Here is a 21,583-nt window from a genome sequence, read left to right on the forward strand (position 1 = left end):
CGCCTCTATGTCCAAACCGGATCTGCTTGTCAAGAAAGCGCCCAGCCAGGCGCGTGCGGTTGAAACCTATGAGCGCATCTTGGCCGCCTGTGTCGAATTGCTGGCCGAGGTGGGTATTGAGCGCTTGTCCACCAACCTGATCTGTCAACGGGTGGGCATCTCGCCGCCAGCGCTGTACCAGTACTTTCCCAACAAGTACGCCATCCTGCATGAGCTGGGCACGCGGCTGATGCAGGGGCAAAACGAGTTATTGCTGCCCTGGTCGGTGCCAGCCACCTTTGAGCTGTCGGAAGACGCCTTTGCCGCCAGCGTGTGCGATCTGTTCATGCAGACGCTGGAGTTGACCAAGCTGATGCCCGGCGGCGTCTGGGTGACCCGCGCCTTGCGTGCCGTGCCCTCGTTGCAAGACGTGCGCAACGGCTCACACGACCAGGTGACCGAGCTGTTGTGGCAACCCTTCATGGTGGCCCACCCCAAGGCCGATCCTGCGCAGGCCAAGCTGACGATCCGTCTGTCCATCGACGCCATGTACGCTGCGCAAGAATTGCTGTTCGACGACAACTCGCTGGACCCGCTGGCCGTAGCCCGCACGATGTCCGAAATGGTGTCTGCGCAATTCATGCGCTTGCGGCGGCCGTGTTGCTAACGCGCAAATTCATCAGCCCCCGTTCGTCGCAAGTCGCAAAACTGCGGGAATGTCCTGAGCGGGCTTGTTGCCAGTATTTATATAGTCGTAGCTATATTTAATGCGACAGCCCTTTGTCGCCTGGAGGCAAAAGCATGAAGCGACAAATTTCACGGGCCTTTCACCCACAGGGTCAGGCATCACGGCAGACACAAAACGGCGCCCATAGCGGCCCCAGCCTCAGGCCCACGAGTTGGGCCGTGACGGCCTTGTTGACGCTGGGCCTGCAAGCCGCACACGCGCAAACACCCCCCGCCCCCGCCGAGGCCCCAGCCAACGGCACTGCGGCCGCCACCGACACCGCCAAGCTGGACGCCGTGATCGTCTCCGGCCAAGGTCGCACACAGCAGCTGCAATCAGTACCCATCGCCATCCAGGTGATGAGCGCCGATCAATTGCGCAAACTGGGCGCCACCAACATGGGTGAACTCAACAGCCACATCCCTGGCCTGGACATCGACAGCAGCCAGGCCACCCAGCCGGTGATGTCGATGCGCGGCATTGGCAGCAGCGACTTCGGCATCGGCACGGACGCGCCGGTGGGCATTTACATGGACGGCGTCTACACCGGCAAGAGCGGCGGCGCGATGCTCAACTTCAACGACATCAAACGCGTGGAAGTGCTCAAGGGGCCGCAAGGCACGCTGTTCGGCCGCAACAGCGCGGGCGGTGCCATCTCCATCGTCAGCAACGACCCGGCCTTCAAGTCCGAAGGCCAGGGCCTGCTGCGCCTGGGCGACTATGGCGAGCGCCATCTCGAAGCACTGGTGAACCATCCCCTGAGCGACACGCTGGCCTTGCGGGCCAGCTTTGTCTCACAACGCAGCGACGGCTATGTGCGCGACGCCGGCACCGGCCAACTCGCCGGCGACGAAGGCGCCTGGGGTGCCAAGATCGCCTTGAAATGGCTGGCCAACGACGACACCAACGCCGTGCTGTCCATCGAGCATGAAAAGCTGGACCAAGGCGCCCGCCCCGCCTTCGGCCTCGTGAAAGAGGTTTCAAACGGCGGCCCGCTGCCCTTCCCGGTGCAGCAAAGCGACTTCATCGATCCCCGCCATGCGCCGCTGTACAACGACGTGCTGGGCAACCGAGAAAAGCGTGACTACGACGGTGCCACCCTGCGCATCGAACACAGCCTGCCTTGGGCCGAGTTCAAGTCCACCACCGCCTACCGCCACTTCAACACCGTTGACCGGGAAGACAACGACGGCACGCGCAACCCCAATGCCTACCTGTCCACCACCAACCTGGAGTCCAACACCAGTTTGCAACAGGAGTTTCGCCTCACGGGCAAGGCTGGTGCGCTTGATTGGTTGGCCGGCCTGAGTCTCTATGAAGAGACCGCCAAGCAGTCTTCCTTGATCGACGTCACCACCACAGGCCTCGACACCGTAACGTCAAATCTGCTCGGTATGCCGCTGTTCAGCACGGTGAACTCGCTGGCACAAATGTCCGGCATCCCGGGCATCAATCTGCTGGGCCTGGATTGGCAAGAGGCCATGCACAACGAAGGCCGCTACCGTGCGGCCGCCTTGTACGGCGACGCCATCTGGCACCTCAACCCCAGCACCAACATTACCGCCGGCTTGCGCGTCACGCGCGACCAAAAGCGCTTCAGCTGGTACAACCCGCCGCGCACCGCCGCCAACCTCGACGCGCAACTGGCTGTGCTGGACCAGCTCGGCATGTTCCCAGGCCTGGTCGCCGCAGGCGCCCTTAGTCAGACCGATGCCGACACCTTGCAAACAGCCATGCGCAACAACGGGCTGGTCGTCACCAGCGGGGCGAGCAACTCACCCCTCGTCGTGGAGCACAGCTGGAACGACGTCAGCCCGCGCCTGGTGATCGACCACAAGCTGCAGAACGATCTGATGGTCTACGCCTCCATCACGCGCGGCTACCAGGCTGGGGGCTACAACACCCTGCAGGTGAACTCGCTGTTCCAGCCCGAGCACGTGACCAACGGCGAACTGGGTCTCAAAGGCCAGGTGGCGAGCCAAGGCCTGAGCTACAGCGCGGCGCTGTTCAGCTACCGCTTCGACAACCTGCAGACGCTCGATCTGGTGCCCGCCGCCACGCCCGGCGGCCTGCCCGCCTACCAGGTCACGATCAGCGACCAGCAGGCCACCGGCCTTGACCTTGAAGGCCGCTGGCAAATCAACCGCCAGTTGCGCCTGAGCGGTGCCATGGAGTACATCGACCAAACCTACCGCACCGGCCGCAGCAGCGGGGGCGAAGATTTGGCCGGGCTGCCGGTCGGTACGCCCAAGTTCAGCGGCACGCTGGGCGCCGACTATCTCTGGGCCGCCCTGGGCGGCACTGCCAATGCCGGTGTGCAAGCGTCCTACAGCAGCGCACGCCGCTGCAACCCCAAGTCCTACACCCAGGGGGAATGCCTCAACACCACCAGCTGGCACGTCAATGACCCCCGTCAGCGCTGGGATGTGCGCCTGGGCTGGGACAGCGCGGCCGACACCAGCGGCCGGCGCTGGGGCCTGGGGCTGCTGGTCAAAAATCTGTTGAACGAACAGCATGTTCAGCGCGTCGGGCTGGAAGCCGCCCCCTTTGGCAGCGCCTTCGCCGCACTCAGCAAACCGCGGACCATTGCCGTGGAGCTGCGCGGCAGCTATTGACCCAAGCGCGGGTCAAGAAGCCAAGAAGCGAACAAAAAAAAGCGCGGCTGCATGACACAGCGCGCGCCCTAACAAGCCGACCTGCGTCGGCTTGCTCTCGTTCAAACATCTGCTGCGTGTCAGCGCATCACCCCACCAGGCGCTGCGCCACACCGTCCAGCTGACGGATTATTTCAACGCCTTCATCATCGCCCTCAGAGCTTGAAGCTGCTCACCAGACCTGAGAGGCGAATCGCCTGCTCTTTGAGCGATTGAGCGGCTGCGGCGGACTCTTCGACCAAGGCCGCATTCTGCTGCGTCATCTGATCCAAATCGGTGATGGTGGTGTTCACCCGCCCAATGCCCAGGCTTTGCGCGCTCGTGGCCGAGCTGATTTCGCCAATCATGTCGGCCACCCGTTTCACGGAACCGACAATGTCCTGCATCGTATTGCCGGCATTACCCACCAGGGTGGTGCCGGCCTCAACACGCTCCACACTCGCGCCGATCAGCCCCTTGATCTCACGCGCCGCTTCAGCGGACCGCTGCGCCAGTTGGCGAACCTCGCCCGCCACCACCGCAAAGCCTCGTCCCTGCTCGCCCGCCCGGGCCGCCTCGACGGCGGCATTCAAAGCCAGGATGTTGGTCTGAAAAGCAATGCCATCGATCACGCCGATGATGTCGGCAATCTTCTTGCTGGAGCCACTGATCTCGCCCATGGTGCTGACCACCCGCGTCACCACGTCGCCACCACGTTCAGCTGCTTGAGCGGCCTCGCCCGCCAATTGCTTGGCCATGACCGCCGATTCGGCGCTGTGCCCTACGGTGCCTGTCAACTCCGACATGGCACTGGCCGTCTGCTGCAGATTGGAGGCGGTCTGCTCAGTGCGCGTGGACAGGTCGAGATTGCCGCCCGCCACCTCCGCACTGGCCACCTGAATGCTCTCCGCCGACTCGCGCACCTGCCCCACGATCTGCGCCAACGCGCCTTGCATGGCCAGCAGCGCGTGCATCATGTCGGCGGTTTCGTCCTGCCCCTCAATGGTCAAATGGCCACTGAGATCGCCCTGCGCCATGCCCTCTGAAAACCGGGTGGCCGCACGCAGCGGCAAGACGATGGAGCGCGACAAACGCCAAGCCAATGCTGCGCCAAACGCCGCGCACACCGCAAAGCTGATCAACAAGCCCAGCACCATCGTGTTCACGAAGCCGTCCACCTGGTCAGCCACCTCAGCACCCCGTTTGACGATGTCGGCCTCAATGCCGCTCAGCATTTGGCGGGCCGGCTCGTAGGCGGTGTCGGCCTTTTTCAGGTCTGCGAAGGCCTCTTGCGTATCGGGATATTTGAACGCCTTCATCTTGGCGATGACGGGCTGCACCCTGGCACGATAGTCCACCATCAAGGCGCGAAATTTGCTCAAATTTTCATGCGCCTGGGGGGTGGTCGCGGCAGCGCCAAAGTCATCCATGGCCTTGTCAAGACCCACCATGGAGCGCTCCCAATCGCCCTCAGCCCGCTTGATGCCCGCGTCGTCAAAAATCGAGCCGATCACATTGGTGGCCGCTAGCTTGCTTTCAATCAAATGGGTACGCGCCGCCACCGTGATGTTGCTGACAGGAATCAACCGATGCGTAATGCCATACAGCGCTTTGCGGGCGGTCGTCAGACCAAACGTGCCCAGCCCGACCAGCAGGCCCGACAAAATCAAAATCACCGCAAAGGCAAGGATGAGTCGGGCACGAATCTTGAGTCGTCGAAGCATGGAAAGTCCTCATCAAATCGGTTGATCCGGGGATCGAGCAGGATGCCGTTTGGTCCCATGACGGAACCACCGAACACAGGATCAAGCGCCGCCACCCGCCGCGAAATTGCGCTGAAATCCTAACGCTCAAGCAACTCGGCGTCCAACGGGAACTGGAGGCAATTGACCCTGCAGATGCACGGAATGCCCGCCAGCTGCCAACTGCTGCACGCCCAGAATTTCAGCGCCTGAATTAGAATGCACGATCAGCCGACGCGAAGGCGCCACGCGACCCCACGCGACCCCACTCAACGCCGTGCAGTTGCACGACGCAGTTTCGATCCCTCGTTCCCCCCACGCAGCCCCTGGACAAATACCATGAACCGCTGTGAATACCGCTCCATTAGCAGCCCCATCAGCACTTTCAGCGCCTTCTGTCGCCCGGCCCTTGTCATCCTGTGTGCAACGGCCGCGGTGAGCCTCAGCGCTCACGCACAAACCCACCGCAGCTTTCCGGCCAATGCCTTGCGAGGCGAGTTGGTCGTGGCGCAGGCGCCCGATGTCAGCTTGAATGGCCAGGCCGCCCGATTGGCGCCCGGCGCACGGCTGCGCGGCGACACACAGATGCTGCTGCAACCGGCCAGCGTCAGTGGCCAGAAGTTGACGGTGAACTACACCCTGGACCCGAACGGCATGTTGCTGGACGTCTGGGTGCTCAACACCGTCGAGTTGGCCAACAAGGTTTGGCCCCGCACGGCGCTTGAGGCCAGTACCTGGTCCTTCGAGCCCGGTACCCAAACCTGGACCAAACGCTGAACATCGACTGACTTCAGCGCGGTTGCACCCTCCGCTGCAGCCCATCGTTTCAAAAATTGGCCACGCCCTTGGCCGTAGCCAGGCAGTTCGCGCAGACCCGCGATTGGCCTGGCACCCTACAAATCAATGACGATCCCCATGAGCAAAAAAGTCTTCATCAAAACCTTTGGCTGCCAGATGAACGAGTACGACTCGGGCAAGATGGCCGACGTGCTGGGCGCGGCCCAAGGTTACGAGAAAACCGACGACGTCGAGCAGGCCGACCTGATTTTGTTCAACACCTGCTCCGTACGCGAGAAAGCGCAGGAGAAGGTATTTTCCGACCTCGGCCGCATCAAGCACCTGAAGGAAAAAGGCGTCTTGATCGGCGTCGGCGGCTGCGTGGCCAGTCAAGAGGGTGCCGCCATCATTGAACGTGCGCCTTATGTGGACGTGGTGTTCGGCCCGCAAACCCTGCACCGGCTGCCCGCCATGCTGGCCGCCCGCCGGGACGAGCGCCGCCCGCAGGTGGACATTTCATTCCCCGAGATCGAAAAGTTCGACCACCTGCCGCCTGCCAAGGTGGAAGGCGCCTCAGCCTTTGTTTCCATCATGGAAGGCTGCTCCAAGTACTGCTCTTACTGCGTGGTGCCTTACACCCGTGGCGAGGAGGTGTCGCGCCCCTTTGATGACGTGCTGACCGAGATTGCCGGCCTGGCCGACCAGGGCGTCACGGAAATCAATCTGCTGGGCCAAAATGTCAACGCCTACCGTGGCCAGATGGGCGGCACCCATGAATATGCCGACCTCGCCCTGCTGCTGGAGTACTGCGGTGAAATCCCAGGCATTGAACGCCTGCGCTTCACCACCAGCCACCCTAACGAGTTCAGCCAGCGGCTGGTGGACGCCTTTGGCAAGGTGCCGCAGTTGGTGAATCACCTGCATCTGCCCGTGCAACATGGCAGCGACCGCATTTTGATGGCGATGAAGCGCGGCTATACGGCGCTGGAGTTCAAGAGCACGATTCGCAAGCTGCGCGCCATCCGGCCCGACATCCGCATCGCCAGCGATTTCATCGTTGGCTTCCCCGGTGAGACTGAAGAAGACCACGCCAAGCTGATGAAGTTGGTGGACGATATCGGCTTCGACGCCTCGTTCAGCTTCATTTTCAGCCCGCGCCCCGGCACGCCCGCCGCAGCGCTGGAGGACACCACGCCCTATGAAGTCAAGGTCAAGCGCCTGCAAGAGTTGCAAGCCGTGATCGAGGCCAACACGCTGGCCATCAGCCAGACCATGGTGGGCCAGACCCACCGCATCCTGGTGACGGGCAATGCGCGCAAAGATGCCAGTGAATTGATGGGCCGCACCGAGTGCAACCGCATCGTCAACTTCAAAGGTCACCCGCGCCTGATGAATCAGTTGGTGGACGTCAACATCACCCAGGCCTTTGCGCACTCCCTGCGCGCCGAAGTACTCACCGCGGAGTTGGTCGGCGTCTGAAATCTGTCCGCTGAAGCTCAGCGTTTGAGGGTCAGCCACCACTGCGGCAGGCTAACCCCCAGCAGCATCAGGCCATAACCCAGCATCTTGCCGTCATGGCCCAGCAGCACCAGAGCCGCCAGCGCACCGAGGCTACCGCCCAAGCCACCCCAGAACAGCAATTGCGACCAAGGCTGCGACTGAAGCGCCTGACGCCACAGCAATTTGGCGAACAAGGCCAACAAAGCAGCAACACTCCAGGCTGGGGCGAAAAAGTTAGCAAGGTGCAAAAAAGCGTCGAGTGGGCTCAAAGGATTCACTGGTTGAAGTCGAAAATCCGGCAGCCGCAGAAATCCGACACGACCTTGAGCCAAGTCAAGCTCAAGGTGGTCACAATGTCGCGGCCTCACCGACGGTTTGCCGCGTGACGGCGAATGTCAATTTTATAATCCAGCCATGTCAGTTTTCGCCCTCGGCCTGAATCACAACTCCGCACCGCTGGATTTGCGAGGCCGTTTTGCGTTCACGCTGGAGCAATTGGCCCCCACTTTGCTGGGTTTTCGGCAACAAATGCAACCGGCACGCCCACTTGCCGGCACGCTTGCGGGCACTGAAGCCGCTATTTTGTCCACCTGCAACCGCACCGAGCTGTATGTGGCCGGTGACACCAGCATGGTGCAGTCTGCGGTGGATTGGTTGGCGAGCATTGGCGGCGTCGGGCCCAGTGCCCTCATGGATCATTCCTATGTGCTGGAAGGCGGCGCGGCAGCACGGCACGCCTTTCGCGTGGCCAGCGGGCTGGACTCCATGGTGCTGGGCGAGCCGCAAATCCTTGGTCAGATGAAGCAGGCCGTTCGGGAAGCCAACCAGGCCGGCACCGTGGGCACCACCCTGCACCAGTTGTTTCAGCGCAGTTTCTCCGTCGCGAAAGAAGTGCGCAGCTCCACGGAGATCGGCGCCCACTCCATCAGCATGGCGGCGGCGTCGGTGCGGCTGGCCGCCCAGCTGTTTGAAGACCTCGGGCAGATTCATGTGCTCTTCGTCGGCGCCGGCGAAATGATTGAGCTGGTGGCCACCCATTTTGCGGCGCGCAACCCCAAATCCATGGCGGTCGCTAACCGCACCCTTGAGCGGGGCGAGAAGCTCGCCGGCCGCTTGGGTGCCGAGGCCATTCGGCTGGCCGATCTGCCGCAGCGCCTGCATGAGTTCGACGCCATCATTTCCTGCACCGCCAGCAGTTTGCCGCTGATCGGCCTGGGTGCAGTGGAGCGTGCGCTGAAAGCCCGCAGACGCCGCCCCATGTTCATGGTCGATCTGGCGGTGCCGCGCGACATCGAGCCTGAAGTGGCCAAGCTGGACGATGTGTACCTCTACACCGTCGACGAGTTGGCTACCCTGGTACAAACCGCTGGCGAAAAGCGCCAAGCTGCAGTGCAGCAGGCGGAAGCCATCATCGAGAGCGGCGTGCAGAGTTTTGTGCATTGGCTGGGTCAGCGCCACACGGTGCCACTGATCCAGGCCCTGAATGCCCAGGCCGATGGCTGGCGCGAACATGAAATTGCTCGCGCCCGCAAACTGCTGGCCAAAGGCGCCGACGTTGACGAAGTACTGGAGGCCCTGTCTCGCGGCCTCACCCAGAAGATGCTGCACGGCACCCTGGCTGAATTGCATGCCAGTGACGGCGAGCATCGCGTGCAACTGGCGCAAACCGTGTCGCGCCTGTTCCTGCGGGGCAGCAGCCGCAACCCGGCCAATGCCGTGACCCGGTCGGAAGAGCATTAGCGGCGCCGCGTGCGCCCGCACCTTGCAGCGTCCCTTTTCTGGGGCGCTCCCGCCCGTTTCACGAAAGCAATTCCGCCATGAAAGACTCACTGCGTCAGCAGTTCGAGCGCCTCGCCTATCGCCTGAGCGAGCTTGACACCATCTTGGCCGACGGCGCGGCAGCCGCCGACATGAAGCGTTACCGAACGCTCACCAAAGAACAGGCCGACATCAACGAGTTGGTCAGCCAATACCACCAGTACCAGCAAAGTGAAGCCGATCTGGCTGAAGCCCGCGCTTGGCTGAATGACCCGGCCATGGTTGATATGACCGACATGGCCCGCGAAGAAATTGCCAAGGCCGAAGCGTCGATGGCCCGCTTGCATGCGGCCTTGCAACTGGCCCTGCTGCCCAAAGACCCGGACGACGAACGCCCGGCCTTTCTGGAGATCCGCGCCGGTGCCGGCGGCGATGAATCCGCCCTGTTTGCCGCTGACCTGGCGCGCATGTACCTGCGCTACGCGGAGCGCCAAGGCTGGAAAACCGAGATTCTTTCCGCCAACGAGTCCGATCTAGGCGGCTACAAAGAGCTGGTGATCCGCATCGAGGGCGACAAGGTGTATGGCGGCCTCAAGTTCGAGTCCGGGGGCCACCGGGTTCAGCGCGTGCCGGCCACGGAGTCGCAGGGGCGCATTCACACCAGCGCCTGCACCGTGGCGGTGTTGGCCGAGCCAGACGAGACCGAAGAAATCACGCTCAACCCCGCCGAACTGCGCATCGACACCTACCGCGCCAGCGGCGCAGGCGGGCAGCACATCAACAAAACCGACAGCGCAGTGCGCGTCACCCACGTGCCGACCGGCCTCGTCGCCGAGTGCCAGGATGACCGCAGCCAGCACCGCAACAAGGCCAAGGCCCTGGCCGTGCTGGCCGCCCGCCTGCGCGACAAAGACCGCAATGAGCGTGCCGCCAAAGACGCCGCCGCCCGCAAGAGCCTGATTGGTACCGGCGACCGCAGCGACCGCATCCGCACCTACAACTTCCCGCAGGGGCGTTTGACCGACCACCGCATCAACCTCACGCTCTACAAGCTGGGCGCCATCATGGACGGCGACCTGGGCGACGTGGCTGCCGGGCTTCAAGCCGCGCAGGCGGCCGAGCAATTGGCCTTGCTGGAAGAAGGCAAAGCCTGATGATGAATGACGTTAGGGCTGCCCTGACCCATGCCCAGCAGTTGGGCCTGGATCGCCTGGATGCGCAGTTGCTGCTGTGCCACCTGCTGCAAAAAAACCGCGCGTGGTTGATCAGCCATGATGACGCGCCCTTGTCCGCCGACATGGCCCAAACCCTGGCGAAGCAGTTTCAACAACGGGCCGATGGCATGCCTGTGGCCTACCTGACCGGTGAAAAAGAATTTCATGGGCTGCGCCTGCGCGTCACGCCCGATACGCTGATTCCGCGCCCCGACACCGAAACCTTGGTGGATTGGGCGCTTGAAATTCTGCGCGAGCTGCCAGGCCAGCCGCGTGTACTCGACCTCGGCACCGGCAGCGGCGCCATCGCCCTGGCGCTCAAGGCGAGCCTTCCGGCCATCGACATGCACGCGCTCGACTTCAGCCCCGGCGCGCTGGCGGTTGCCCGGCAGAACGCGCAAACACTCGGCCTGCCTGTGCACTTTCACCAAGGTGACTGGTGGCAACCCGTGGCCGGGCAGCGCTTTGACCTGATCGTCAGCAACCCGCCCTATATCGCCGGCGAGGACCACCACCTGCCCGCCTTGCGTTTTGAGCCCTTGAGCGCCCTGACGCCTGGCGCCGACGATCAAACCGGCTTGCGAGACTTGCTGACCTTGATCAACGGCGCCCCCAGTCACCTGCAGCCCGGCGCCTTTCTGCTGCTGGAACATGGCTACGACCAGGCCGACGCCGTGGCGGGCGAGCTACAACGGCGCGGCTTTGTCGACCTCGCTTTGCGCCACGACTTAGGGGCACAACCCAGAGTCAGCGGCGGTCGTTGGCCGGGTTGAAAATATCGATATAAGCAGGGCTTTCGACGGCAATATTTCATTCTCACGCGGGGCCGACTGACGTAGCATCAGATCAAAACCACTGCCGCAGGAGACCGCCATGAAGATCGTGCGCCACTCACCTTTGCTCTCGAGCAAGCCTACGGCCATGGCGGGGACTGCACTCAGCTTGGTCAGTCTCATCAGCCTGATGGCGCTGCTCCCCAGCACCAGCCGTGCAGGCGAACTGGAGGCCAACGCGTTGTCCGCCGGCCTGGAAGTACCAACCTGGCAAGCCCGCCTGGAGTTGGGCAGCCTGGAACGCTCAGCGGCAGGCGCCCCCGGTAGTTCCCGCTTGCTCAGTGCGCGCCTGATGGGCGATTACTTCCTCACCCGCTCCGGGTTGACCCAAATCAAAGGCGGCCTGCGAGCCACCGGTGGCATGATGCTGGGCCCGCTGTCCGCCACACAAGCAGGAGGCTACGGTTTGGCCTTGGGCAGCAACGCCTTCAAGCTGGGGCAAAACCTGTCGGTCAGCCAACTTAGCCTGGGATATGCGCTACCGTCGGCCGTTCCCAGTGACCCAGCGGCAACGGCGTCCTACCTGGGCCTGGGCTATTCAGGTCAATCGATTCACGGCGGATGGGGGTTCAGCGCCGATCTGGGCTTGCTGGGCAGCAGCAACAGCCTGCGCCTGGGCAACAGCCGGCCCGCCAACATGGAAGAGCTGCTGCGCGACATGCGCTTCCAGCCCGTGCTGCAGCTAGGCCTGTCCTACAACTATTGAGTGCACCGACGTGTCGCAGGGGTTTCCCGAGTGACCGATAATCCCCCCAGTCATTTCATTCATTTACTGGGGTAGAAAAGCCATGAGCGACGTTCAGCAACGCATTGACGATCTGGTCAAGAACAACCGGGTGATGCTGTTCATGAAAGGTACGGCGCAGTTCCCCATGTGCGGGTTTTCTGGCCGCGCTATTCAAATTTTGAAGGCCGCAGGCGTCACCGACCTGAAGACTTTCAACGTGCTGGAAGACGAAGCCGTGCGCCAAGGCATCAAGGACTACGCCAACTGGCCCACCATTCCGCAGCTGTACATCAATGGCGAGTTCGTGGGCGGGTCGGACATCATGATGGAGATGTATGAGTCCGGCGAATTGCACCAAACCCTGGCCGCAAACGCCTAAGTCCCGGGTGAGCGCCCAAAGGCTTGTTGTCGGCATCACCGGCGCCACAGGTGCCACCTATGCGCTGCGCTTGTTGCGCCGAGGTCGGGAGTTAGGGCTTGAGACTCACCTGATCGTCACGCCCGCGGGTGTCTTGAATGTGCACCATGAATTGGGCATGGATCGGCAGGCCTTGGAGCGCGAAGCCAGCTTTGCCTACGCGCCCGGTGACGTGGGTGCCTGCGTGGCCAGCGGCAGCTTTTCAACCGCAGCCATGGTAATTGCGCCCTGCTCCATGAAAACGCTGGCGGCCGTAGCCCACGGCTTTGGCGACAACTTGTTGACCCGCGCCGCCGATGTGACGCTGAAGGAGCGCCGCCGACTGATCTTGATGGTTCGGGAGACGCCCTTCAACCTGGCGCACCTGCGCAATATGACGGCGGCGACCGAAATGGGCGCAGTCGTGTTTCCGCCCTTGCCAGCCTTCTATCACCATCCGCAAAGTATTGAGGAGTTGGTGAACGAAAGCGCTGAGCGGGTGCTGGAATTGGCGGGGGTCACTGGCGCCGAGCCCAAAGCCTGGGGTGGTCTGCGCAGTTAGCACACGCTGAGTTTGTGAACGCGAAAAAAACGCCCTCATCAGGCGCATTCGGGAGGGGCCTCACCGTGATGGCATGGTCCCCTGCCGTTGCAAGTCAAAGAAAATTATGCCTTGGCGCGACGACGCGCAATGGCGCCCACGGCAAACAAGCCACCGAACATGAGTGCCATGGTCGAAGGCTCAGGAACCGGCGAAGCGGCCACGAGCACACGAATGGCGTCGCCCACACCGTCAGCACGCCAGTTGAGCGAAACCGTGTTGCCAGACACCCAATGGCAGTCAAACGTCGTGTCGCTGACCGTCGGCGTCGATGCACAAGCAGAATTGACTTCTTCACCAATGTGGTTGGAAGTCCCGTAGTTGATGCCAGACGCGCCATATGTCGAGGTTGTGCTGGCCAAGTCAGCGGCTGTGTCATAAACCGCCAAAACTTTGGAACCAAAGTTCAGGGTGGCGAAGATGTTCTGCTGCTGTCCAGGCTCAAACGAAATGTAGTAAGACTTTTGGCCATTGACCGTTTTTTCGTCGACCCAAAACAGCGTGCTGTCCTTATTCAGTGCGCCGGTTCCCAGCGCGGGATTGCCGAGGGAGGTAGACATTGCTGGCGTGAAGTGGGTCAGCGAGAAGCCGCTCGTCAAGTTAGAGACTGTTGGCGCTGCGTTGGCTAACCCACTCAACATCATGGACGAAATGATAAAAACAGATTTAAAGTAACTCATTTTTGTTCCTAATTTGTTTTGTGGATTCATTTTTGAGTCCACAGAATCATGATTAGTATCAAATTAGACATTTTCATTAATTTTTTACGCGACAAAGCGCCTAAAGATCTGTGTTAGCTGGCGCCTTTGGGCGCACTGCAGATCAATTCAATCAAATGGGGTTGAGATACAGCAAATCAGACCGCACGCACGCTAGGGTGCATTCCGTGCAGTCCCGCCCAATGGGGACAGGCTGGCTTCAATGCCTGAGCGATTCGATCGCTCTTTTGTGGGCAAACAACATCGCACCCTCCCACATATGAGGGTGCTAGGTGTCGCCTGGCATCAGCCACTGTTGGCGCGACGCCAGCACGGCCCGCGGGTACTCAGGGCGGCCACGGCTGCCGTTGTACCGGCCCAGCGCGAGGAACACATCACCGCGCTCGCGGTCGAGGTAGTGACGCAAGATCACGCAGCCAAAGCGTAGATTGGTCTGCATATGGAAAAGCCGGGAGGCCTTGCCGTCGCCGATGGCGTTCATCCAAAACGGCATCACCTGCATATAGCCGCGCGCCCCGGCGCTGCTGATCACGTATTTCCGAAAACCGCTTTCCACTTGTACCAAGCCCAGCACCAGGCTGGGCTCCAGGCCGGCACGTTTGGACTCATACCAAAGCGTTTCCAAAAACTCAATGCGCGTCTGGGCTTCGGTCTTGCGAGGCTTGAGTCGCTCGCTCATGGTGCCCAGCCAGCGCAGATAAGCCAGCCTGGCCTCGATATTGTCAAAATGCGGCTTGGGCGGCGCACTGTTGGCAACCGCTGCGCTGAGCGCCGTGCGCACCGCGTCCGCCAGCGGCTCCTCGACCTGCGCGCCCGCATGCGCTGGCTGCGGCAAGACCGCCGACGCCCACCCCGCCAGGCCGGACAGCAAGAATTGCCGGCGGGGCTTCGCCCTCAGGGGGGAGCAGTGCGGCGGCGGCAAGCTCAACTTCGGATTCAGCGTCCGGCTCAAAGCTTGAGCTTGGCTTTCAATTCAAGCAAAAGATCGGCCACCGGCAACTTGCCTGCCTCGGTGTCACGACGGCCTTGGTATTCGACCTGGCCTTCTTTCAGCCCACGATCGGAGATCACGACGCGGTGCGGCACACCGATCAACTCCCAGTCGGCAAACATGGCACCAGGACGCTCGCCCCGGTCGTCCAGCAACACATCCACACCCAGGGCGGCAAGCTCATCATGCAGCTTATGTGCCGCGGCCTTGACCTCTTCGCTGCGGTCCATGCCGATCGGGCAGATCACCAAGCTGAAGGGCGCGATAGCCTCCGGCCAGATGATGCCGCGGGCATCATGGTTCTGCTCAATGGCGGCGCCCAAAATTCGGGTCACGCCGATGCCATAACAGCCCATCACCATGTGCTGCGGTTTGCCGTTTTCGTCGAGGAAAGTGGCATTCATGTCCTTGGAATACTTGGTGCCCAACAAGAACACATGCCCCACCTCGATCCCGCGCTGAATGGCCAGCACGCCCTTGCCGTCGGGCGAAGGATCGCCAGCCACCACGTTACGGATGTCAGCCACCACATCGGGCTCGGCCAAGTCACGGCCCCAGTTGGCGCCGGTGTAGTGGTGTTCGGGCTGATTTGCGCCGCAGACAAAATCACTCATCAGGGCCACGGTGCGATCGGCCACCACCTTCACAGGCTTGAGCATTTTGATCGGCCCCAGATAGCCGGGCTTGCAACCGAAATGATCGTCGATCTCGGCGTGCGTGGCAAAGCGGAAACCGCCCTTCAGGCCTTCGATCTTGCCCGCCTTTACCTCGTTCAAATCGTGATCGCCGCGCAGCAGCAGCAGCCAGACGGTGGACTTGACGATCAGGCCCTCGTCATCCAATTCATCGGTAGCCAGTACCAATGACTTGACGGTCTGCGACAGCGGCAGGCCCAGCAAGGCAGCCACGTCTTCACAGGTGCATTTACCGGGCGTGGGTGTGAGGGTCAGGTCTTGCGTGGCGGCAGCACGTTCTGCAGCCAGGGCCACGCCTTCAGCCAACTCGATATTGGCGGCGTAGTCGCTGCCGGGGCAGTAGACGATGGCGTCTTCACCCGTGTCAGCGATCACCTGGAATTCGTGCGAGAGTTCGCCACCAATGGCGCCCGTATCAGCAGCCACAGCGCGGAACTCCAAGCCAAAACGACCAAAGATGCGTTGGTACGCCGCGTACATATTCTGGTAGCTCAGCGTGGCGGTGGCCACGTCGCGGTCGAAGGAATAGGCATCCTTCATAGTGAACTCGCGGCCACGCATGATGCCGAAACGCGGACGGCGCTCGTCGCGGAATTTCGTCTGGATGTGATAGAAATTCTTGGGCAATTGCTTGTAGCTGCGCAACTCCTGACGGGCGATGTCAGTCATCACCTCTTCAGACGTGGGCTGGATGATGAAATCGCGGCCATGGCGGTCTTTCACGCGCAGCAACTCAGGGCCCATTTTGTCGAAGCGGCCGGTCTCCTGCCACAGTTCGGCGGGCTGTACCACGGGCATCAGCAACTCGACGGCGCCCGCGCGATTCATCTCCTCGCGGATGATGCCTTCCACCTTGCGAATAACCCGCAAACCCATTGGCATGTAGTTGTAGATACCGGCGCCCAGGCGTTTGATCATGCCGGCGCGCATCATCAATTGATGGCTGACGACTTCGGCATCGGCGGGGGCTTCTTTGAGGGTGGAAACAAAAAACTGGGAAGCTTTCATGGCGGCGGCGGACTCAAAAAATAACGCCTCGCAACGGTGTGCGAAGCTGGAAATAACAAGGAGAAAGGACGGGGTCAGGGAAAGCGAGGACGATGCCAACAGGGCATCCCAATGCAATAATCAAACCAACTATAGATTCGAGGTTGATTATGCTCGACCGTGAAGGCTTCCGGCCCAACGTCGGCATCATCCTGCTCAACCACAGGAATGAAGTGTTCTGGGGCAAACGCATCCGCACACATTCCTGGCAGTTCCCGCAAGGGGGCATCAATTACGGCGAAACGCCTGAGCAGGCGATGTATCGCGAGCTCCACGAAGAAGTGGGGCTCGTTCCTGACCATGTGCGCATCATTGCGCGTACCCGAGACTGGCTGCGTTATGAGGTGCCCGACCACTTCATCCGCCGCGACGCGCGGGGGCATTACCGCGGGCAAAAGCAGATCTGGTTCCTGCTTCAATTATTGGGGCGGGATTCCGACATGAACCTGCGTGCAACCAACCATCCGGAGTTCGACGCCTGGCGCTGGAACGAGTACTGGGTGCCACTGGAGGCGGTGATCGAGTTCAAGCGCGGCGTGTATGAAAACGCGCTCACCGAACTGGCCCGTTACCTGCCACGCATCAACCAGCACAACCGCTATCTGCGCGCCGGCTTGCGACCCCACCCCCATGGGCGGCACGACGATTTCGCCAGCCCTTCAACCGGGGGTGCAGGCACGTCGGCAGACTCATCCGGCTGCGCTGAACCTCAAGATTAGCGGCCCATCTGCGAAAAAGGGCGCCTTCACAGGCGCCCTTGCCGTCAAATCATCGGCGCAAGTCAGCCGGTTTTCCCGTTAGCCCGTCAAGACCATGTTGTCGCGGTGGATCAACTCAGCTTCGGCCACGTAACCCAACACACGCTCGATCTCACTGGAAGGTTTGCGTGAAATGAGGCGCGCCTCGGCGCTGGAGTAATTCGTTAGCCCCCGGGCGAGTTCTCGTCCGCCGGGCTCACGCACCGCGATCACATCGCCGCGATGGAATTCGCCTTGAACCTCCACCACGCCGATGGAGAGCAGGCTTTTGCCTTCAGCCTGCAGCTTGGTGGCAGCTCCCGCATCAATCGTCACCGCACCGCGCATCTGCAGATGATCGGCCATCCATTGCTTACGAGCCGCCAGTTTCTGGGTACTTGCCAGCAGCGCGGTGCCGATTGCCTCACCGGCCACCAGGCGCAGCAAGACATCGGGCTCGCGGCCCCAGGCAATGACGGTGTTGGCGCCACTGCCTGCGGCCCGTTTGGCAGCGAGAATTTTGGTGATCATGCCGCCACGACCGAGGCTTGAGCCCGCCCCGCCCGCCATCAACTCCAACTCAGGCATGCCCGCCTGCGCCTGATCGATGAAGCGAGCCTGTGGGTCTTTGCGCGGGTCGGCTGAGTACAGGCCACGCTGATCGGTCAGGATGATCAGCGCGTCAGCCTCCACCAGATTGGCTACCAGCGCACCCAAGGTATCGTTGTCGCCAAACTTGATTTCGTCGTTGACGACGGTATCGTTCTCATTGATGACCGGCAGCACACGGTGTTGCAGCAGGGTCAGCAAGGTCGAGCGCGCATTGAGATAGCGCTCCCGGTCGGCCAAGTCGGCATGGGTCAACAGCACTTGCGCGCTACCCATGCCCTGCTCACGCAGCTTGGTTTCGTACATCTGGGCCAGGCCCATCTGACCGACCGCCGCAGCGGCCTGCAATTCATGCAGTTCCTTCGGCCGGGTGGTCCAGCCCAAGCGCTTCATGCCCTCGGCGATGGCCCCGCTGGAAACCATGACCAGTTCGCGCCCATCGGCCGCTAACGCCGCCAATTGACGGCACCAATTGGCGATGGCTTCGGCATCCACCCCGCGACCTTCGTTGGTCACCAGGCTGGAGCCCACCTTAACAACAATGCGCCGGGCGCCTTTCAGCGCGGCACTCATTGAAACACCCCTCGGCCTGCGGCCGGACCCGCCAAGCGGGAAGGAGCTTGCTGGGGGCGGCCCGGCGCGGCGCTCATGCTGCGTCGTCTTCAGCAGCGGCGACAGGCTTGCCCTCAGGGAAGCGCGGGTCGACTTCCACAATGACGCGCTGGGCCGAGGCCACATGGTCATAAATGGCATGTACCAAGCCTTGGCAACCGTCACGGGTCAAGGCCGAAATTTCAAACACCGGGCCCTTCCACTTGTAACGCTTGACGAAATCCTTGACGCGCTTAGCTCGCTCGTCCTCAGGCACCATGTCCAGCTTGTTGAGCACCAACCAGCGCGGCTTGTCGTACAGAGCTTGGTCATATTTTTTGAGCTCGGCCACGATGGCCTTGGCCTCGACAACCGGATCCACCGCCGGGTCAAACGGCGCCAGGTCCACCACATGCAGCAGCAACCGGGTGCGCTGCAGGTGGCGCAAGAATTGATGGCCCAAGCCAGCGCCTTCAGCCGCCCCCTCAATCAAACCGGGGATGTCTGCAACGACAAAACTCTTCTCCGGCCCAACCCGCACAACGCCGAGGTTTGGGTACAGCGTGGTGAAGGGGTAGTCGGCAATCTTGGGCCGGGCGTTGGATACCGCCGTGATCAGCGTTGATTTGCCCGCATTAGGTTGCCCCAGCAAGCCAACATCCGCCAGCACGCGCAGCTCCAGCTTGACCTTCTTGGCCTCGCCGGGCCAGCCGGGCGTCTTTTGACGCGGTGCGCGGTTGGTACTGGTCTTGAAGTGCAGATTGCCGAAGCCGCCGTCGCCGCCCTTGGCCAGCAAAACCTTCTCACCCGGCTCCAGCAGCTCGGCGATCACGGTATCAGTTTCCAGATCGCGGATGATGGTGCCGACCGGCATGCGCAGGATGATGTCGTCCGAGGCAGCACCATAGCAGTCGGAGCCCCGTCCGGCCTCGCCGTTACGGGCCTCGTGGCGACGCGCATAGCGGTAGTCGATCAGGGTGTTGAGATTGACGTCACCGACGGCGAACACGCTGCCGCCACGCCCGCCATCACCGCCATCAGGCCCGCCGAAGGGAATGAATTTTTCGCGGCGAAAGCTCGCACAGCCGGCACCACCATTGCCGGCCACGATATCGATGGTGGCTTCGTCGATGAACTTCATATATTTGTTCTAAGCCTTGTTCGCTTTGAATGCGGCTGCAGGGACATGGCGCGTGGCCAATGTTTGATTTTAAGGCCAGGCAGGCTGCATGAACCCACCCCAACCGAGGTCAGCCACAAAAAGCAAAAGCCCCGGCAAGCCGGGGCTTTGGGTCGCCGATGGGCGGCAATGCCCCCCAATCGGCGATGCGTGTTGTCACGATGCCTGAATTAAATTCAGACCGGGGTGACGAACACGGTTTGACGGCTCTTCTCACCCTTGATGGCGAACGACACTTGGCCGTCAACCAGAGCGAACAGCGTGTGGTCCTTGCCGATACCGACATTGGTGCCGGGATGGAACTTGGTACCGCGCTGACGCACGATGATGGAACCTGCAGAGATGGTCTGGCCGCCAAAGGCCTTCACACCGAGCATCTTAGGTTTGGAGTCGCGGCCGTTCCGTGTGGAACCGCCGCCCTTTTTCTGTGCCATGGATTAGCTCCTTGAACTGTTAGCGAAGAAGAAGACGTCCGATCAGCCGTTGACCGCGCTGATCAACAGCTCGGTATACGTCTGGCGGTGGCCCTGGCTCTTCTTGTAATGCTTACGACGACGCAACTTGAAGATGCGCACTTTGTCGTGCTTACCGTGAGCCACAACAGTGGCAGAAACGCTTGCGCCAGCAACCAAGGGAGTGCCAACCTTCAATTCAGCGCCGTTGCCGACAGCCAAAATTTGGTCGATCACAATCTCTTGGCCAACATCCGCAGCAATCTGTTCTATCTTGATCTTTTCGCCGGCAGCAACTTTGTATTGCTTACCGCCGGTTTTTATGACCGCGTACATATCAGCCCTTTCAATTAAACCTGTTCGGCCTTTGACCCCGGCATCGGCAACCCATCGACATACCATTGGCATTTCGTCGGGTAACTACCAACCCCTAAGCTTGAGCACGAACCTCAACCCTACCACTCAAAAGTAGCAGAGCCCGCGAGTATAGCACCTGTTTTAAGTTTGGCAAATCACCGCTCCGGTCGCGGCGATTGCACGACAGCGGCATACAAAGCCGCGCAGGCTTGGGGCGACAGCGCTCAGCTGTTCCTATAATCTGCCCTCCGTCCCAATGAGAGCCGAGAGTGCACGCTGCGCCTGCTTCGTCCCCCTCCCCACGTCCCCGCTTGAGCGAAACACTCAACACACTCGCCGCAGAAATGCTCGAGGTTGATGCAGTCATCGCCCGCCGCCTGAGTTCCGACGTTGCCCTGATCAACCAGATTGCCGGCTACATCGTGCATGCAGGCGGCAAACGCATGCGACCCAAGCTGGTACTGCTGTTCGCCAACGCATTGGGCTACACGCGCCCAGAGCGCTTTGAGCTGGCCGCGGTGGTTGAATTCATCCACACCGCCACCCTGCTGCACGACGACGTGGTGGACGAGTCGTCTCTGCGGCGCGGCAAGAAAACCGCCAACGCCCTGTTTGGCAATGCGGCCAGCGTGCTGGTCGGTGACTTTCTGTACTCACGCGCCTTCCAGATGATGGTGTCGGTCAACCGCCTGCGCGTGCTTGAAGTGCTGGCCGAAGCCACCAATGTCATCGCCGAAGGCGAGGTGCTGCAGTTGATGAACATGCACGACCCTGACATCAGCGTAGACAGTTACCTGCGCGTCATCCGCTACAAGACCGCCAAGCTATTCGAAGCCAGCGCTCGCCTTGGCGCAGTATTGGCCGACGCCTCAGCTGAAATCGAAGAAGCCTGCGCCAGCTATGGCCGCGCCCTGGGTACCGCATTCCAATTGGTTGATGACGTTCTCGACTACGAGGGCGACAGCACTGCTCTGGGCAAGAACGTGGGCGACGATTTGCGCGAAGGCAAAACTACCCTGCCCCTGCTGATCGCCATGGAGCGAGGCTCACCCGACCAACGCCAATTGCTGCGCCACGCCATTGAACACGGCGAGCAAGAACGCCTGGCCGAAATCGTCGCGATCGTGCGCGAAACCGGCGCACTCGAAGCCACACGCGCCGCCGCCCGCAAAGAAGCCGAGCGGGCTCGCGAATGCCTGAATCTCTTACCCGACAGCGATTGGCGAGAATCTCTGCTAGAATTTGCGGCTCAGTCGGTTGAGCGCTCTTTTTAAAGAGCCGAGAGATCCGAAAGACTCAAGCAACCGACCCGCTGTT

Annotated in this window: 21 protein-coding genes; 12 read left to right on the plus strand and 9 right to left on the minus strand. The window is 61.4% G+C overall.

Features of this window, described 5'->3' with window-relative positions; genetic code table 11:
• Positions 1-7: 7 nt before the first annotated feature.
• Complete coding sequence (locus tag PRZ01_RS01990; RefSeq protein WP_273595084.1) at positions 8-646, plus strand: TetR/AcrR family transcriptional regulator; 639 nt, start codon at positions 8-10, stop codon at positions 644-646.
• A 134-nt stretch (positions 647-780) separates the two neighbouring features.
• Positions 781-3,321 (plus strand): TonB-dependent receptor, encoded by a 2,541-nt coding sequence (locus PRZ01_RS01995; protein WP_273595085.1) that lies wholly within the window; start codon positions 781-783, stop codon positions 3,319-3,321.
• Between the two features lie 194 nt (positions 3,322-3,515).
• On the opposite strand, the gene PRZ01_RS02000 is transcribed toward PRZ01_RS01995, so the two are convergent.
• Complete coding sequence (locus PRZ01_RS02000) at positions 3,516-5,063, minus strand: methyl-accepting chemotaxis protein (RefSeq protein ID WP_273595086.1); 1,548 nt, start codon at positions 5,061-5,063, stop codon at positions 3,516-3,518.
• Positions 5,064-5,420: 357 nt separating this feature from the next.
• Here PRZ01_RS02000 and PRZ01_RS02005 point away from each other — a divergent pair, with 357 nt between their 5' ends.
• Together PRZ01_RS02005 and miaB are read left to right on the plus strand one after the other, a co-directional pair.
• On the plus strand, positions 5,421-5,858 hold the full coding sequence (locus PRZ01_RS02005; RefSeq protein ID WP_273595087.1) for a hypothetical protein: 438 nt from the start codon (positions 5,421-5,423) through the stop codon (positions 5,856-5,858).
• 138 nt (positions 5,859-5,996) lie between these two features.
• Positions 5,997-7,337, plus strand: a complete 1,341-nt coding sequence (gene miaB / locus PRZ01_RS02010) for a tRNA (N6-isopentenyl adenosine(37)-C2)-methylthiotransferase MiaB (RefSeq protein WP_273595088.1) — start codon at positions 5,997-5,999, stop codon at positions 7,335-7,337.
• A 17-nt stretch (positions 7,338-7,354) separates the two neighbouring features.
• Here miaB and PRZ01_RS02015 read toward each other — a convergent pair whose 3' ends face one another.
• Positions 7,355-7,627, minus strand: a complete 273-nt coding sequence (locus PRZ01_RS02015) for a hypothetical protein (protein WP_273595089.1) — start codon at positions 7,625-7,627, stop codon at positions 7,355-7,357.
• A 145-nt stretch (positions 7,628-7,772) separates the two neighbouring features.
• Here PRZ01_RS02015 and hemA point away from each other — a divergent pair, with 145 nt between their 5' ends.
• The 6 genes from hemA (at position 7,773) to PRZ01_RS02045 (ending at position 12,849) form a co-directional block, all read left to right on the plus strand.
• The gene (hemA, locus tag PRZ01_RS02020; protein WP_273595090.1) at positions 7,773-9,098 is read left to right on the plus strand and encodes a glutamyl-tRNA reductase; all 1,326 of its coding nucleotides are present in this window, start codon (positions 7,773-7,775) and stop codon (positions 9,096-9,098) included.
• Positions 9,099-9,175: 77 nt separating this feature from the next.
• The gene (gene prfA, locus PRZ01_RS02025) at positions 9,176-10,270 is read left to right on the plus strand and encodes a peptide chain release factor 1 (protein WP_273595091.1); all 1,095 of its coding nucleotides are present in this window, start codon (positions 9,176-9,178) and stop codon (positions 10,268-10,270) included.
• A gap of 2 nt (positions 10,271-10,272) precedes the next feature.
• The gene (gene prmC / locus PRZ01_RS02030; protein WP_273595092.1) at positions 10,273-11,103 is read left to right on the plus strand and encodes a peptide chain release factor N(5)-glutamine methyltransferase; all 831 of its coding nucleotides are present in this window, start codon (positions 10,273-10,275) and stop codon (positions 11,101-11,103) included.
• Between the two features lie 100 nt (positions 11,104-11,203).
• Entirely contained in the window at positions 11,204-11,869 is a 666-nt protein-coding gene (locus PRZ01_RS02035) for a hypothetical protein (protein WP_273595093.1), read from the plus strand.
• An 82-nt stretch (positions 11,870-11,951) separates the two neighbouring features.
• Positions 11,952-12,269 carry a Grx4 family monothiol glutaredoxin gene (grxD, locus tag PRZ01_RS02040; RefSeq protein WP_273595094.1) on the plus strand — a complete coding sequence of 106 codons (318 nt, stop codon included), beginning with the start codon at positions 11,952-11,954 and terminating at the stop codon, positions 12,267-12,269.
• Between the two features lie 7 nt (positions 12,270-12,276).
• A complete protein-coding gene (locus PRZ01_RS02045) occupies positions 12,277-12,849 on the plus strand; it encodes a UbiX family flavin prenyltransferase (protein WP_273595095.1) in 573 nt (190 codons plus the stop codon).
• A gap of 104 nt (positions 12,850-12,953) precedes the next feature.
• On the opposite strand, the gene PRZ01_RS02050 is transcribed toward PRZ01_RS02045, so the two are convergent.
• The 3 genes from PRZ01_RS02050 to PRZ01_RS02060 form a co-directional block, all read right to left on the minus strand.
• Positions 12,954-13,598, minus strand: coding sequence for a PEP-CTERM sorting domain-containing protein (locus PRZ01_RS02050; RefSeq protein WP_273595096.1), 645 nt, complete (start codon positions 13,596-13,598; stop codon positions 12,954-12,956).
• 277 nt (positions 13,599-13,875) lie between these two features.
• On the minus strand, positions 13,876-14,478 hold the full coding sequence (locus PRZ01_RS02055; RefSeq protein ID WP_273595097.1) for a lytic transglycosylase domain-containing protein: 603 nt from the start codon (positions 14,476-14,478) through the stop codon (positions 13,876-13,878).
• Positions 14,479-14,555: 77 nt separating this feature from the next.
• Positions 14,556-16,301: a proline--tRNA ligase gene (locus tag PRZ01_RS02060; RefSeq protein WP_273595098.1), complete on the minus strand. Its 1,746-nt coding sequence runs from the start codon at positions 16,299-16,301 to the stop codon at positions 14,556-14,558.
• A gap of 149 nt (positions 16,302-16,450) precedes the next feature.
• Between PRZ01_RS02060 and PRZ01_RS02065 the strand changes: the two genes are divergently transcribed.
• Positions 16,451-17,059 (plus strand): RNA pyrophosphohydrolase, encoded by a 609-nt coding sequence (locus tag PRZ01_RS02065; protein ID WP_273595099.1) that lies wholly within the window; start codon positions 16,451-16,453, stop codon positions 17,057-17,059.
• Between the two features lie 78 nt (positions 17,060-17,137).
• Here the strand turns inward: PRZ01_RS02065 and proB are convergent, their stop codons facing one another.
• From proB to rplU, 4 genes are all read right to left on the minus strand, one after another.
• On the minus strand, positions 17,138-18,259 hold the full coding sequence (proB, locus tag PRZ01_RS02070) for a glutamate 5-kinase (protein ID WP_273595100.1): 1,122 nt from the start codon (positions 18,257-18,259) through the stop codon (positions 17,138-17,140).
• Between the two features lie 73 nt (positions 18,260-18,332).
• Positions 18,333-19,418, minus strand: coding sequence for a GTPase ObgE (gene obgE, locus PRZ01_RS02075; protein WP_273595101.1), 1,086 nt, complete (start codon positions 19,416-19,418; stop codon positions 18,333-18,335).
• A 215-nt stretch (positions 19,419-19,633) separates the two neighbouring features.
• A complete protein-coding gene (gene rpmA / locus PRZ01_RS02080) occupies positions 19,634-19,891 on the minus strand; it encodes a 50S ribosomal protein L27 (RefSeq protein WP_124447444.1) in 258 nt (85 codons plus the stop codon).
• Positions 19,892-19,933: 42 nt separating this feature from the next.
• Positions 19,934-20,245: a 50S ribosomal protein L21 gene (rplU, locus tag PRZ01_RS02085; protein ID WP_273595102.1), complete on the minus strand. Its 312-nt coding sequence runs from the start codon at positions 20,243-20,245 to the stop codon at positions 19,934-19,936.
• 332 nt (positions 20,246-20,577) lie between these two features.
• On the opposite strand from rplU, the gene ispB reads away from it, so the two are divergent.
• Positions 20,578-21,540 carry an octaprenyl diphosphate synthase gene (ispB, locus tag PRZ01_RS02090; RefSeq protein ID WP_273595103.1) on the plus strand — a complete coding sequence of 321 codons (963 nt, stop codon included), beginning with the start codon at positions 20,578-20,580 and terminating at the stop codon, positions 21,538-21,540.
• Positions 21,541-21,583 lie beyond the last annotated feature (43 nt).

The organism is Roseateles koreensis (assembly GCF_028595305.1).
GTDB classification, from domain to species: Bacteria; Pseudomonadota; Gammaproteobacteria; order Burkholderiales; family Burkholderiaceae_C; genus Paucibacter_A; species Paucibacter_A koreensis.